17 protein-coding genes are annotated in these 12,435 nt (G+C 41.2%); 9 read left to right on the top strand and 8 right to left on the bottom strand.

Annotated elements, in window-relative coordinates; genetic code table 11:
- Positions 1-9: 9 nt before the first annotated feature.
- The 4 genes from ACTQ16_RS13805 to ACTQ16_RS13790 are packed head-to-tail and all read right to left on the bottom strand — an operon-like array spanning position 10 to position 1,583.
- A complete protein-coding gene (locus tag ACTQ16_RS13805) occupies positions 10-309 on the bottom strand; it encodes a DUF4133 domain-containing protein (protein WP_287596232.1) in 300 nt (99 codons plus the stop codon).
- A gap of 9 nt (positions 310-318) precedes the next feature.
- The gene (locus tag ACTQ16_RS13800; protein WP_441196202.1) at positions 319-708 is read right to left on the bottom strand and encodes a DUF4134 domain-containing protein; all 390 of its coding nucleotides are present in this window, start codon (positions 706-708) and stop codon (positions 319-321) included.
- Between the two features lie 44 nt (positions 709-752).
- Positions 753-1,106 (bottom strand): DUF4134 family protein, encoded by a 354-nt coding sequence (locus ACTQ16_RS13795; protein WP_287596230.1) that lies wholly within the window; start codon positions 1,104-1,106, stop codon positions 753-755.
- A gap of 12 nt (positions 1,107-1,118) precedes the next feature.
- Positions 1,119-1,583: a hypothetical protein gene (locus ACTQ16_RS13790; RefSeq protein ID WP_441937899.1), complete on the bottom strand. Its 465-nt coding sequence runs from the start codon at positions 1,581-1,583 to the stop codon at positions 1,119-1,121.
- 616 nt (positions 1,584-2,199) lie between these two features.
- On the opposite strand from ACTQ16_RS13790, the gene ACTQ16_RS13785 reads away from it, so the two are divergent.
- From ACTQ16_RS13785 to ACTQ16_RS13775, 3 genes are read left to right on the top strand one after another with little or no spacing between them, the layout of a single operon-like run.
- Entirely contained in the window at positions 2,200-2,490 is a 291-nt protein-coding gene (locus ACTQ16_RS13785; RefSeq protein ID WP_287609351.1) for a sulfide:quinone reductase, read from the top strand.
- 4 nt (positions 2,491-2,494) lie between these two features.
- Positions 2,495-3,064, top strand: a complete 570-nt coding sequence (locus ACTQ16_RS13780; RefSeq protein WP_441937898.1) for a hypothetical protein — start codon at positions 2,495-2,497, stop codon at positions 3,062-3,064.
- 45 nt (positions 3,065-3,109) lie between these two features.
- Complete coding sequence (locus ACTQ16_RS13775) at positions 3,110-3,445, top strand: hypothetical protein (RefSeq protein ID WP_293575208.1); 336 nt, start codon at positions 3,110-3,112, stop codon at positions 3,443-3,445.
- Between the two features lie 331 nt (positions 3,446-3,776).
- Here the strand turns inward: ACTQ16_RS13775 and ACTQ16_RS13770 are convergent, their stop codons facing one another.
- Entirely contained in the window at positions 3,777-5,168 is a 1,392-nt protein-coding gene (locus ACTQ16_RS13770; protein ID WP_316211594.1) for an ATP-binding protein, read from the bottom strand.
- 302 nt (positions 5,169-5,470) lie between these two features.
- Entirely contained in the window at positions 5,471-5,650 is a 180-nt protein-coding gene (locus ACTQ16_RS13765) for a hypothetical protein (protein ID WP_264949527.1), read from the bottom strand.
- Positions 5,651-6,055: 405 nt separating this feature from the next.
- On the opposite strand from ACTQ16_RS13765, the gene amrB reads away from it, so the two are divergent.
- The 4 genes from amrB (at position 6,056) to ACTQ16_RS13745 (ending at position 9,640) form a co-directional block, all read left to right on the top strand.
- The gene (gene amrB / locus ACTQ16_RS13760) at positions 6,056-7,495 is read left to right on the top strand and encodes an AmmeMemoRadiSam system protein B (RefSeq protein ID WP_441937897.1); all 1,440 of its coding nucleotides are present in this window, start codon (positions 6,056-6,058) and stop codon (positions 7,493-7,495) included.
- Between the two features lie 44 nt (positions 7,496-7,539).
- Positions 7,540-8,424: an AmmeMemoRadiSam system radical SAM enzyme gene (gene amrS, locus ACTQ16_RS13755; RefSeq protein ID WP_441937895.1), complete on the top strand. Its 885-nt coding sequence runs from the start codon at positions 7,540-7,542 to the stop codon at positions 8,422-8,424.
- A gap of 20 nt (positions 8,425-8,444) precedes the next feature.
- Positions 8,445-9,152: an SDR family NAD(P)-dependent oxidoreductase gene (locus tag ACTQ16_RS13750; RefSeq protein ID WP_441937893.1), complete on the top strand. Its 708-nt coding sequence runs from the start codon at positions 8,445-8,447 to the stop codon at positions 9,150-9,152.
- An 80-nt stretch (positions 9,153-9,232) separates the two neighbouring features.
- Positions 9,233-9,640 carry a DUF1828 domain-containing protein gene (locus tag ACTQ16_RS13745; RefSeq protein ID WP_441937891.1) on the top strand — a complete coding sequence of 136 codons (408 nt, stop codon included), beginning with the start codon at positions 9,233-9,235 and terminating at the stop codon, positions 9,638-9,640.
- Positions 9,641-9,919: 279 nt separating this feature from the next.
- Here the strand turns inward: ACTQ16_RS13745 and ACTQ16_RS13740 are convergent, their stop codons facing one another.
- Entirely contained in the window at positions 9,920-10,066 is a 147-nt protein-coding gene (locus ACTQ16_RS13740) for a hypothetical protein (protein WP_287608329.1), read from the bottom strand.
- Between the two features lie 224 nt (positions 10,067-10,290).
- Between ACTQ16_RS13740 and ACTQ16_RS13735 the strand changes: the two genes are divergently transcribed.
- Together ACTQ16_RS13735 and ACTQ16_RS13730 are read left to right on the top strand one after the other, a co-directional pair.
- Positions 10,291-10,608 carry a helix-turn-helix domain-containing protein gene (locus ACTQ16_RS13735; RefSeq protein ID WP_316211608.1) on the top strand — a complete coding sequence of 106 codons (318 nt, stop codon included), beginning with the start codon at positions 10,291-10,293 and terminating at the stop codon, positions 10,606-10,608.
- Positions 10,598-11,848: a type II toxin-antitoxin system HipA family toxin gene (locus ACTQ16_RS13730; protein ID WP_441937889.1), complete on the top strand. Its 1,251-nt coding sequence runs from the start codon at positions 10,598-10,600 to the stop codon at positions 11,846-11,848. Before ACTQ16_RS13735 ends, ACTQ16_RS13730 begins: the two co-directional genes overlap by 11 nt.
- A 245-nt stretch (positions 11,849-12,093) precedes the next feature.
- Here the strand turns inward: ACTQ16_RS13730 and ACTQ16_RS13725 are convergent.
- A partial coding sequence (locus tag ACTQ16_RS13725) for a zinc ribbon domain-containing protein (RefSeq protein WP_441937887.1) occupies positions 12,094-12,435 on the bottom strand: 342 nt, incomplete at its 5' end.

The raw sequence follows: 12,435 nt of genomic DNA, 5'->3' as shown, positions 1-12,435 counted from the left end.
TTATTATACCTAATAGCTTTTAGAACGGGCATAAATAAAGATGCCCTTGGGAGACTTCTTACTATGCAGGCCCTTATGCTGCTTGATGAAAATCATCCCTCCACCTACACACAAGAAAGTGGTAAGCAGGATGAGTCCAACAATGAATCCGAATATGATATAGCCAATGAGAAAACCCAGAAGGCCCCCTCCTACAGCACCTGCGGCCCAATAGATGTATCTTCCCTTCAAACCCATGAATTCAAGGGGCTTTTGAAGCCCCTTGAAAACTGGATAATCCTGGAATCTTTCCTGGTCTATGTTACTCATATCCAAGGATTAGAGACCAAAGAACAAAGGCAGACACTGAGCTGCTGCGATGAGGAAGATACAAGCACCTACAATCATCATGATGCTCTTCTTGACATCCTGCTCCTCGTTGTTCATCTTCACATACACACTGATGGCACCAATCATGGCCACGATACCGGCAATGGCGTAGCACAAGTTGGTCACAACAGGTACATATCGTTTCAAGCTCTCAGTGGAGGTTTCGATAGCAGCGAGACCTGCATCCACATCCTGAGCAAAAGTTGACACGCTCACAAAGAGGAGCATCATTGAAAGCATACCCATACGAGGGTTCACTACGAAAGCCTTGGCTTTCTTAACTGTGGCTGCGGCACCCTTGCTTGCGCCACTAACCAAATTACTGATTACTTTGTTCATTGTTTGTCTTAGAATAATTAAATGAATATATATTATATTTTTTTCTACCATAAATGGTCTGTTACTCCATATCGGAAACCGAAAAACGCAGGGAATACAAATGTTGCCGAAGCCAGGAATATCAGGCTTCCGATGAGTATCAGAACACTCTTGGCAAATCCATCCTCACCTGTCTGCAGCTTGATGTAGATGTTGATAGCGCAGTAGAAGCTCAAAAGAGTGGCTATGACATACGTAAGCTGTGCCACGTAGGAACACATGGTGAGTACATAAGTCACCATATCGTAAAGCCTGCCGGTGCTTCCGCTATAATCGGTTGTTCCACAATTGGCCATCGCCAGTTGGGAAATGGACAGCAACAGGAGAAACATGGCTAGAATCTTGACTTTATCCTTCATACGAAATGATATTTATAACGACATGTTGGCAAGACTCTCTGACATTTGATCCAACAGCATTTCACCCTCTATCATGTGTTGACGGAAATCCTCGGATGCCAATTCATGCTCGGCATCGGCACGATAGGTGATCATCTCATTCTTGGCATTGCGAATTCTCTCATACACCTCACTCGTCTTCATGTTCTTGATATCTTCAACAGTCATATAGGTGCCTTCATTATGAGGTTGGCCAGATGCCGGTTGAGAGTCACCAACTTCATGTGATAAAGGATGAAGGATATTGTCCTCGTCCACATCCACAGGTTGTTCCTCTTCTTCATGCTGAGTTTCTTGCTCCTCAGCAGTTTTGATAAACTCTACATCATCCTTCCTGAGCCCTGGATTGATTTTCCTCAGATCCATGAAAATGACCACAGCATAATAAAACACCAGAATGAAGGTCAATACTAAAGCAAATATGCTAAATGTTCCCATTTTTATTTTATTGTTAAATTCCTGAATCGGCTGCAAAGGAACAGAGTTTTTTTGAGATAGAGGGGATAAAAAAAATTAAACTTATTTTTTAACTAAAATATGGGCATTTATGTAAAAAAACGGGCTATGAAGTGTTAAAATTAAGGTGTTTATTTAGCAGCTATTTTGGCATAAGGATGGAATTTTCGACAACCGGATTGGTTGATTTGAGATTTTTCTATTTAACTACTTCGTTTTTGTCATGCGGGAAAACCTCAATTTTTCAATACCATCTCCAGGCAGTCCTTCACCACAGGCTTTTTTCTTTGCAAAGGTATGGTTGTCCTGGCAGACTCCAAGCACCACCTAAAGGTTTAGAAGCATAAAACTTATTTCGGCAGCCTTCCGCAATCAGAGATTGGGTATTCCGAAAAAGTTTGATGTTTCTTGCTTGGCTTTCTGCCTTTGGTGGACAAGCCATCTTTTATGCACGAAAAAAGGCATAGTGGTAAAGGTTACGCTGGAATGTAATTTTAAAAAAAATCTCGGATTCTCCCAAAACAAAAGTCCTAAAAAGGCTGGGTTTCAGGAAATCTAGAATATATTTTTAATGTTGAACTTTTAAATAGCAGAAATCATGGGAAAAGTAATTTCACCAAATGACAAGGAGTTTGCAGACGTGTTCTCACGTTTCGTTAATGGCAAGATGGGTAGTGCTCAGCTCACTGGAGAAGAGTTGGCTAATGACCATCGGTACTTAGTGAATGAGAAATTCAAGGTGGCAATGGCATTCATTGACAAGCTCGCACAATGCCACGAGCACGGATGGTATGACCCACGTGATGAGTGGGCGTGTACATTGGCGGCATCCATCATGGCACATCTGAAGGAGAAGCAGCTTTATTATTCACAAATAGAAAATCAGTAGGACGATGGCGAATTGGGCAACTGTCGGATACCGAATTGAAGGTAAGCAAAAGGACCTCCAGGAGATATATGAGCTTTTCGGAGAGTTTGACAAGGGTGAAAGAAAGCCATTTGATGAGCTTTCTGCCAAGAATTGGGAAGGTAACATCGCATGGGCTTTGGGAGAAGACACCAAGGATTACTATCTCAGAGGTTTCATCCAAAGTTGTGAAATAGCGAAAGGGTTACTCACCATTGAGGCAGAGGAGGCATGGGGAACTTCGGATTTCCGTCATATTCTTGAAAAGCACTATGAGGACATGAAGGTTTATTTCATGGTGGAAGAGGAAGGAAACGAAGTTTATGCCACGAATGACTCCGAAGGCAAGTATTTCAGTTGCCGTTTCGTGGTGAACTCATGTCTCGATGGTTCATATGAGTGGGAGTATTTCAATACGGAACAGGAAGCACTCCAGTACATCGCAGAACGCTTGGAACTTGATTCCATCACCACCGAGCAGCTGGCAACATGGCAGGAATGCCACGTGAATGGGGATGATTACATGAATTTCAATAAATACCAGATTGTAGCATAAAAAAGGTAACGGAGAGGTTAACCACCTCTCCACATATAATAAGGTATGGAATACATCGATTTTACGAAAAAGAAGATAGAACTTCACAAAGAAATTGAAAATGCCATCAAGAACATGATGACAGAAAAGGGTGTAACGGAAATTGACCTCACACAGGATGAGGAGCACTATGATGCGGGATGGGTGATTAGAAGAGTTGAAAACGCCAGTGAACTTGAAGAAGTACAGGTGGCATACATCAAACTCTATGGCAATAGCCTTTTCTATAAAGGCGAGAGTGCTTGGGAGATAGATGAAGAATGGATACCATTCGATGTCACGGACAATATATTAGCTGGTTGCATTGACTCGGTTTATGATGCTATCTATCAGAGAATCTGATGTTCAGATATAGGGGCAGGGGTGAGAAGCGCCTGCCCCTTTTTATGGGCGGTGCTGCCTATATACTTTCAAGTGGTATATAGGCAGCACGGTTTTTGTATCTACGACGAATAGAAAAGGCATGGTAGCTTAGGTGAACCTTATGCGAGTCTTTCCAATTTTAATCCTGCTTTCTATCAGGGACAAAGTCCAGTTGATAAAAATGAAGATATGTGGTAAAGTCCTAAGCTGAAGGAAAACCAATCATCTGAAAAAATAATTATCAATCCATACTTTGCGGTTGTTCCAAGGGTCTATACACCTCGACAAAAGGGTGTATAGACCCTTTTCCCTATTGCATGATGTCTTCAGGTAGAAGTATCTTAGCTTCTTCGTTCATATAAGTAGGGGCTTCTTTCATAAACAAGACAAGATGTACCTGCTGTCCTTTCTTGATAAAAGGAAGATATTTCGCCTTTTGCTCAAGAGTTTCCATCAGGCGGTCAGCACTATCATTGTGTGTCCATTTACATTCGCCAATCAATATATGTTTCTTATCTATTGATTCTGCTACAACGTCCAATTCTACCATTTTACCATCCTTTTCTTCTGGCGGAAAAATTTTACCCCACCATCGGGAAGCCACATTGTAGGCAATGCCATCTATGATATTGCCACTTACGTAATCACGGCATAGTAACTCCCAACATTGGCCAATAAACTGCGGTAGCTGGATTTCCACAACCTGCATCACCGTATCAATCTTTCCCAACTCAAGGATAGAACGATAAGGCACGATAAATTGATAATGAAATCTGAGAAGTGAGTCGTTGATGTGGTAAAGTCCCTTTTTGCTTTTTTTCGGATTGTCGCCAAAAGGTACCTCTCTTCTTATGTACCCTAAATCTCTTAATTTGCCCAGAGGCTCTGACAAGGAGTTGGCTTCCTTACCAGCCCTGGATGCTATTTCTGAAAGTTTGTTGGCGCCATTACCGATAATAGTGAGTAAGGTTGATGCCTGAACGGTATCTCGCATATCATCACGAAGCAGTCGCTGAGGTTCTTCCATCAAGGGGCCTTGTGGATCAAGCAACACCTTGCGAATCGCCGTTTTTGTATCAGGATAGTCACGACGCAATTCCCAATAGCGAGGCACACCGCCCCATATTGCAAATTCTTCTACCGCTTGCACGGCATCACACTCCATTGCCTCCCTCATATATTGAGCCGCAATCGGTTGCATCTTGATAATCTCATTGGCAAGTCCATAAAGTGGTGACTGGCGATTGAGTACATAGCCATGCATCAATTGTTGTGAAGAACCGCAAAGAACAAAATCAAACTTTAAGATTTTCTCGTTCAGGAGCTTTTGAATGATGGAAGGAAGTGCCTCACAGCTTTTTACGAGATAAGGAAATTCATCCAGACATACCATGATTCTCTGAGATAGTTGATTGTTCATACTGCGGAAAAGTGATTCCCAGTCGGGATAGATAACCTTGTCGAACCCATCAATGACTGTTGCCACAGATTTGGCAAAAGCAGATCGCTGTACTGCCTCTGTAGAAGTATCACTCAAGAAGTAAATAGCCTGTTCTTGACTATTCACAAGATATTTGATGAGCGTAGATTTTCCTATTCTGCGACGACCATATATAACGATAAATTGGGTGTTCTCTCGTTTCAGAGCTTCTGTTATTCGGTCTGTCTCCGCCTTTCTATCTATTAATCTATTATATTCCATAATGTTATGCTTTATTATTATCGTTCACAAAGATAATCTTTCTGAACGATAATTCCAAATATTTGAGCAACAATTAGTTGCTTGTTATTGTTATTTAACTATTAATCGAAATCATTAAGTAGTATTTGCATGTTCTTTACTGAGCCCACTTTAAAAAGTAAGGCCTGTTTAAGATGTTTATATTTCACGAAAATAATCTCTGCTTTATGCTGTTATCTGGAATATTTTTCGTATCTTTACACCATCAATTAAAAGAATGACTATGTTTAAAAAGACAGATCCGAATCCTCAGTTAGATATATTCACGGCTCCCTCAATGCAGTCAGGAAGTCTTTTACCAAGGAATACGGAATTGTCTTCTGACCTACTGTAAAATTCTTGGTGATGAAATCAAATTCACCGGCAGCACTTGCCACTTCAGTTTGTGCTCCTGCAACCATGGCAATAGCTGAGAATGCTGATACTAGTAGAGTTTTCTTCATGACTCTTCATTTTTTTGATATGAGATGCCCCTCTCATACCGGTTATTTTGATGTTTAATCTGCACTGCATTGCGAGTCGTAGGGGGCAAACGAATCTTATGATGAAGACAGAGATGACAACACCTCACAAAGACACTGCAAAAATACATATTTTTGTCCTAACAACCAAATTTTTCTCATCGTTTTACATCAAATAACCTTTAAGTTATGCTTGACGTTGATGATTTAGGGAAGCACTGACTGTGGGGGTAAGTCAAATACCATCTAATGAGAGCATCATGGTTCAGATGATATGGAGGAAATTAAATTTAATTTAAATCTTACCCTATTTTACTCTTTTCTATCTGATATTTTGTATCTTTGCAAGTAGGTGGCATCTTGCCATCTGAATCATCATCTTGAGTTATGAGAAAAATCATATTCATCGTATTAATAACAGTAAGTATTATGATGGAAGCTAAGATTCGCAAACCTGCTGTAGCAGGAAGTTTTTATGCTGGCGATGCCAAAGAACTCCGCCAGGATGTTCAGAATTGTTTCTCTAGGTGCAAGAACCCTTTAATGGAGAATGTACAGGCAGTAATCGTACCTCATGCCGGCTACGTGTTCTCTGGGGTGACTGCAGCATCGGCATTTGCTGCCATCAATCCGGATGCAGAATATGAGCACATCTTTCTCCTGGGACCTAGCCATCATGTGTATTTGGGGAAGGCATCAGTAAATATAGGTGCTTCTGCCTATGCCACTCCTCTGGGAAATGTTCCTGTAGATACCGCTCTCTGTAAAGACCTTATGGAAAAGAGTGATGCTATTACTTATGCTCAAGAAGCACATGAGAGCGAACATTGCCTGGAGGTGGAACTGCCATTCCTGCAATATCACATGAAAAAGTTACCATCCATTGTTCCTATCATCATTGCCACGCAGGAATTGACGACCTTGAAGAAGATTGCTGATACCCTGAAGCCCTACCTGAATGAGAAGAATCTTTTTGTTATCAGCAGCGACTTCTCGCACTATCCCGCATACAAGGATGCAGAGATTGTAGATGGACTTACCAAAGATAGCATCATGACAGGAAAGGTAGAAGCATTTGTGAACGCCACCCTTCACAACCAGGAGCTTGGCATTGACCATCTGGCAACGAGTGCATGTGGCATGGCTCCTATTGCCACATTGTTGATGATGACAGAAAATGATGCAAAGATCAAGCCACATCATGTTATGTACTGCAACTCCGGTGATTCCCCATATGGAGGAAAAGACAAGGTTGTAGGGTATCATTCTTTTGTTTTTACTACAGAAACCTGTGGTTTTGATTTAACTTCTGAAGACCGAAAGATGCTCAAGTCTATCGCTTATCATACCATCAAGGCTACTCTTGAAGGTAAGAAGTATGAGCCAGGCAAGTTATCTGATGTTCTTCTTACAAAGTGTGGAGCCTTCGTCTCTCTGCACAAAAAGGGAAGACTCAGAGGTTGCATCGGACATTTTGGTGAAGACATGCCACTATATCAGGTAGTTGAGCACATGGCAAAGGCGGCAGCCTTTGAGGATCCACGCTTTTATGGGGTGACCATGGAGGAACTGGATGATATTGATATCGAAATCTCAGTACTCACACCGATGAAACGCATCCAAAGTATAGATGAGTTTGAACTGGGCAAGCAGGGTATTTTCATACGCAAGGGCTATCATACGGGTACTTTCCTTCCACAGGTGGCTGATGAAGTATCATGGACCAAAGAAGAATTCCTGGGGCATTGCTCTCAGGATAAGGCTGGAATAGGTTGGGATGGCTGGAAGACAGCTGAGCTTTATACTTATGAGGCTATTGTATTCTAGTAGCCGATATTCAGATGATTGTGTTATCATGAAATGGTTTGGGTATGAAAGAATGTTGTTTTTATCAGAAAGTTGATGGGGGAGGTGAGTATACTTCTGATACAGTAAGGTGCGAATTATGTCCCCACTGTTGTGTTATCTTGGAAGGCAAGCATGGAAAATGTGGCAGCAGATGGAATTTTAACGGAATGCTTTACTCTGTTGTTTACGGTAAACCGTGTGCTTTGGCAGATGATCCTGTAGAGAAGAAACCGCTGAATGAATTCCATCCCGGAACCCGTTGTCTGTCTCTATCCTGTACAGGTTGCAACTTCCGCTGTCTCAACTGTCAGAACCATGACATCTCGCAGGTACTTCCGTCTGCTGTAGATTTCTACGAGTTGTCTCCATCTGATATTGTAGATATTGCAGCCAAGCATCATTTGCCGGGCATTGCCTATACCTACACGGAGCCGCTTACCTATTATGAGTACATCTATGACATCGCCAAGGAAGCTCATTCCAGGGGGCTTTGGAATATCCTGGTATCTGCAGGTTATATCAACCCGGAGCCTCTTAGGGAGATAGTTTCACTCATTGATGCTGCCAATATCGACCTCAAGGCATTCTCTGATGATGTGTATCAGAAGCAATGTGGCGGTCATTTACAGCCTGTTCTGGATACGCTTCTCACAATGAAGGAAACTGGTGTGCATCTGGAGATAACAAACCTGCTGATTCCTGGGGTTAACGACGGCGAGGGCATGATAAGAGATATGTGCAGTTGGCTCAGAGACAATGGTTTGGCCGATTGTCCTCTTCATTTTAGCAGGTTTTTCCCACAGTACAAGATGCAGGATTCTGTACCTACACCTACTGAAACTCTGTTTACTGCCCGAAGGATTGCACAAGAAGAAGGGATTAGAAAAATATATTTAGGAAATATTTAACACAAAAAATATAGATTGAAATGAACAAAACAGCATTAATTACAGGAGCCAATAAAGGTATTGGCTTGGGAATCAGTAAGTATTTAGGGTTAAGTGGCTGGGATATCATTATCGGTGCCCGCAATGAAGCAAGAGCCTTGGAGACTATGAACAAGTTGAAAGATGCAGGATGTACAGTGCTTGGTTGGGTGAAAATTGAACTCTGTGATCTCGACGGCATCAGTTTGGCGGCAAAGGAGATCAATGAAAAATATCCTTCGCTCAATCTTCTAGTGAACAATGCCGGTATTCCTGGTGATATGTCGAAGACCAGCTGGGAGACAGACATGAAGGATATCAAGGAGACTGCTGACGTAAACTACTTTGGCACCTTGGCCGTGACTCAGGCCCTTCTTCCACTCATCAAAGCCAACAAGGGTAGAATCGTCAACATCACCGTTCCTAGTGAAATCAGTCCGTATTGGCATCCTCTGGCTTACGTGGCAAGCAAGGCTGCCCAGAATGCCATGATGGGTGTGATGGCAATGGAGTTTGAGCAGAACGACATACCTGTTGAGATTTTCAGCGTACACCCTGGTCCAACTACCACTGATCTGAATGGCAACATGGCTTTGTCTGGTTTCCATACAATTGATACAGTAGGCGAGAAGTTTGCAAAGCTCATCAATGATGGACAGTCCCATAATGGCGAATTCATAGAATTGTATCCTATCGTGAAGGAAGATTAAGGAAGGATTATCATTTCCTTGAACTATTAGCGATGTGAGAAATTTACAGACAAAGCTAACATTTGAAAGTGAATTAATGTATGGGATGGATAGATAATAGAATAGCAGAATACTACCAATGGCAGAAAGATAACACAGCTATTAGAGAGGATAAAGGTACAGGATGGTTTTCTGTATCTACACCTTTTGTGGGGGTATTAAATGACAATATAGAAATTTTTGTCAAGAAAGAATCCGAGACAAAAATTTTACTTTCGGATGATGGTGAGACCATTGAAAAATTATTTCTCTCAGGAGTAGATGTGTTACGTTCACAAAAGCGTAAAGATTACATGCAAAAGGTTGCCAATAACTTTGGCATAAAGATAACACCAGAAGGAGAAATTGTCACAGAATCCAATGGTGCTGATTTTGCAAGGAAAATGCACAATTTTATGTCTGCTATATCATTAATATCTGATATGTCAAGGCTCTCGAATAATAAATAATAGAGGAGCGGTGCATAGCATTGCTCCTTTCTTTTTCTCTGAGGTATGTGCTCATATTGCTTTTTAATCCATTGAGCTTAGTTATGAAGAGATTCTTTTGGCTTCTCTGGAAGGGCAGTAGGCGGTATTGAGTTCCTTCGACCTATCTACTGAGGAAATGACGGATGCCTTGCCTTTGCCTTATCAGAATGGTTATCTGACCATCAAGAAATTTGAACCGATGTTTCGAGAATATACGTTGGGAATTCCAAATAAGGGGTATGCGATGGACTGCTCAATTCATTTGAGTACCATCGGCAGAGCTGATGCCGTGATACACATGCTCTGCAAAGCCTTCATGATGACTTCTGTCTCTTTCTTGCGGTCGCAGAAGTATTCTGCTCCCTTATATCCGTAGATAACAAATGGGTTATTCAGCTGTTCCATAACGTTTAACATCTATTTTATGTTTTATGTTACATGTTTTATGGAATGCAAAGGTACGACTTTTTATGTAACTATCGCCACTTCTTTTCCTAATAATTTTTAAAACTTAAATTTTGCCTATTTTTACTCCTTTATCTCTTTATTATTTCTTTCTAATAACTAAAGATATTTAAATATTTAACCCGATATTTGGCGATAAATAAAGAAATAACTATATTTGCATCATGATTACGGAATATGGTATAGAGGCAAAGTCTAATTCTGAGATTATATCAGAATTGGGAGGACGATTCAAGCAATATCGTCTGTTCAGCAATCTCACTCAGAAAGAGGTGGCTGTAAAGGCTGGTGTGAGCATTTTCACCATTAGCCAGTTTGAAAATGGCGAAGCTAAGAACATAGGCTTTGGCACTATTCTTTCTCTGTTGAGGAGTATCGGATTCCTGGAGGAAGCAGAGAAACTCTTGCCGCCACTGCCAATGCTGCCTAGCCAAGTGAAGAAAATGAATGAAAAGAAGGAAAGGGTAAGACATGAAAGATAATGTTGTGCTGGTAAATTTGTGGGATAAGAATGTGGGCTTGTTGTCTTGGGATGACAAGCGCAGCTGCTCTGTCTTCCAATTCGACCAGGATTTTATTCAATATGGTTGGAATATTGCACCATTGGTAGCACCGCTAGATTCTGTTTATGTTCAAAGAACTTTCCCTATGTCTGGAAACAGAGAAAAACTTTATGCAGGTTTGCCTGAGTTCATAGCAGATTCTTTGCCTGACCATTGGGGAAATGTGGTCTTTCAGAAATGGATGGAAGCCAATCATCTGCAATCAAAAATGGTAAATGCAGTGGATAGACTGTCTTTCATCGGTAAGAGAGCAATGGGTGCCTTGGAATTTCAGCCTGCTCATATCCAGGAGGATGCATCTGTAAATATAGAATTGGCTTCGCTTTATGAACTTGCCACTAAGATATTTCTGGACAGGCAGGATGTAAGCATTGATATGAGCAACAGCCTTATCATGGAAGATCTGTACAAGGTGGGAACTTCCGCTGGTGGTCAGCGTCCTAAGGCGATTATTGGCATGGATGAAACTACGGGTATTATTCGTTCTGGTCAAGCCGATTTGCCAGCCAACTTTAAACATTATATATTGAAGTTTGATACAAGCAGGAAGAATGAACTTCCTTTTACCAGGGTAGAAATGGCTTATTATCTGATGGCCAAGGATGCCGGTATTAACATGATGCCTTCACGTTTGATAGAGATTGAAGGAACCCAGAATTTCCTGACCCAACGCTTTGATAGAGTGGAGGGCAGAAAAATATATACCCAGACTTTAGCTGCCATGAGTTCCTTGGCTGATGCTTACGAAGATTTGTTTGTTGTGGGTAGAAAACTGAATTTGTCTGCAGAAGAGCAGAGTCAGCAATATAGGAGAATGGTGTTTAATGTTCTTGCAGAGAATGTTGATGACCATACCAAGAACTTCTCATTTGTGATGTATCCCAACGGAGAATGGCATATATCACCAGCTTACGACATCGTGTTTTCTGCTGATCCAGATTCACATTTCTATCGTTACCATGAACTTACGGTTCTTGGCAAGCGAAAGAATATAACGAAGCAGGATTTGATGCTTTTTGCACAAAGACAGGATATCAGAAATGCTTCTAGTATCATAGAAGAAGTGGAAGACGTGGTGATGAACTTCAAGTCTTATGCCGAGAAAGTGGAAATCGATGAGCGTTGGATACGCAAGATAGAACGGATTTTGAACGAATAAGAAGATAGAGGAGAATTAAAAAAGATAATCAGAAACAGAAGCTTAGGATGCAATCTGTTTCTGATTATCTTTTGTTTTGAGTCTTTGAGGTTATTATCTAGCCATTTCGTATATCTTGACGAGTTCTGCTACCTGTGTTTCTGTGTTACGACCGAACACCACCTGAGTGGGTGCATAAAAATTGAAATTCTTCACGTTATTAAAAGTATTAAATGTGTTAAACTTTATTCTACTTTTTACATAAGTTACACAATCCGAACAAACGGATTGCTGTACCTTACAGGACATAACGAGTGCCCACTATTGACTATCCTACTGACATAGGAATCGCCAACTACTTTCCGCATGATGTTCAATGCCCCATTCTGGTCGGCATTAATAAGTTTACCTATGGAAGAACAAAAGAGTCCTCTCTTAGTTCTTCTTCCAAGGTATTCTTCATGTTTTCCTATTGGTTCGAGAGCCAGTGCATCACATTTACTTGTGTAGTTTTCTTCATGTTCCACGAAGTCAATGCCAACCATTTCGCACTTGTATCTTAGATAGGAGGTTAATCTCGCAAAAGGCATCTGAACAAACTTCTGGTT

This window comes from Prevotella sp. LCP21S3_D2 (assembly GCF_052118345.1).
Lineage (GTDB): Bacteria > Bacteroidota > Bacteroidia > Bacteroidales > Bacteroidaceae > Prevotella.
The sequence above is the reverse complement of the archived record's forward strand: the minus strand, read 5'-3'. Positions and strand labels throughout refer to the sequence as shown.

Excerpts from the sequence above, each read along its gene's own strand:
- ACTQ16_RS13790 (WP_441937899.1), bottom strand. The coding sequence starts at position 1,583 with ATGGGAACATTTAGCATATTTGCTTTAGTATTGACCTTCATTCTGGTG.
- ACTQ16_RS13745 (WP_441937891.1), top strand. The coding sequence starts at position 9,233 with ATGGGATGGATAGATAATAGAATAGCAGAATACTACCAATGGCAGAAA.
- ACTQ16_RS13750 (WP_441937893.1), top strand. The coding sequence starts at position 8,445 with ATGAACAAAACAGCATTAATTACAGGAGCCAATAAAGGTATTGGCTTG.
- ACTQ16_RS13735 (WP_316211608.1), top strand. The coding sequence starts at position 10,291 with ATGATTACGGAATATGGTATAGAGGCAAAGTCTAATTCTGAGATTATA.
- ACTQ16_RS13785 (WP_287609351.1), top strand. The coding sequence starts at position 2,200 with ATGGGAAAAGTAATTTCACCAAATGACAAGGAGTTTGCAGACGTGTTC.
- ACTQ16_RS13770 (WP_316211594.1), bottom strand. The coding sequence starts at position 5,168 with ATGGAATATAATAGATTAATAGATAGAAAGGCGGAGACAGACCGAATA.
- ACTQ16_RS13740 (WP_287608329.1), bottom strand. The coding sequence starts at position 10,066 with ATGGAACAGCTGAATAACCCATTTGTTATCTACGGATATAAGGGAGCA.
- ACTQ16_RS13775 (WP_293575208.1), top strand. The coding sequence starts at position 3,110 with ATGGAATACATCGATTTTACGAAAAAGAAGATAGAACTTCACAAAGAA.
- ACTQ16_RS13730 (WP_441937889.1), top strand. The coding sequence starts at position 10,598 with ATGAAAGATAATGTTGTGCTGGTAAATTTGTGGGATAAGAATGTGGGC.
- ACTQ16_RS13795 (WP_287596230.1), bottom strand. The coding sequence starts at position 1,106 with ATGAAGGATAAAGTCAAGATTCTAGCCATGTTTCTCCTGTTGCTGTCC.
- amrS (WP_441937895.1), top strand. The coding sequence starts at position 7,540 with ATGAAAGAATGTTGTTTTTATCAGAAAGTTGATGGGGGAGGTGAGTAT.
- amrB (WP_441937897.1), top strand. The coding sequence starts at position 6,056 with ATGAGAAAAATCATATTCATCGTATTAATAACAGTAAGTATTATGATG.
- ACTQ16_RS13805 (WP_287596232.1), bottom strand. The coding sequence starts at position 309 with ATGAGTAACATAGACCAGGAAAGATTCCAGGATTATCCAGTTTTCAAG.
- ACTQ16_RS13780 (WP_441937898.1), top strand. The coding sequence starts at position 2,495 with ATGGCGAATTGGGCAACTGTCGGATACCGAATTGAAGGTAAGCAAAAG.
- ACTQ16_RS13800 (WP_441196202.1), bottom strand. The coding sequence starts at position 708 with ATGAACAAAGTAATCAGTAATTTGGTTAGTGGCGCAAGCAAGGGTGCC.
- ACTQ16_RS13765 (WP_264949527.1), bottom strand. The coding sequence starts at position 5,650 with ATGAAGAAAACTCTACTAGTATCAGCATTCTCAGCTATTGCCATGGTT.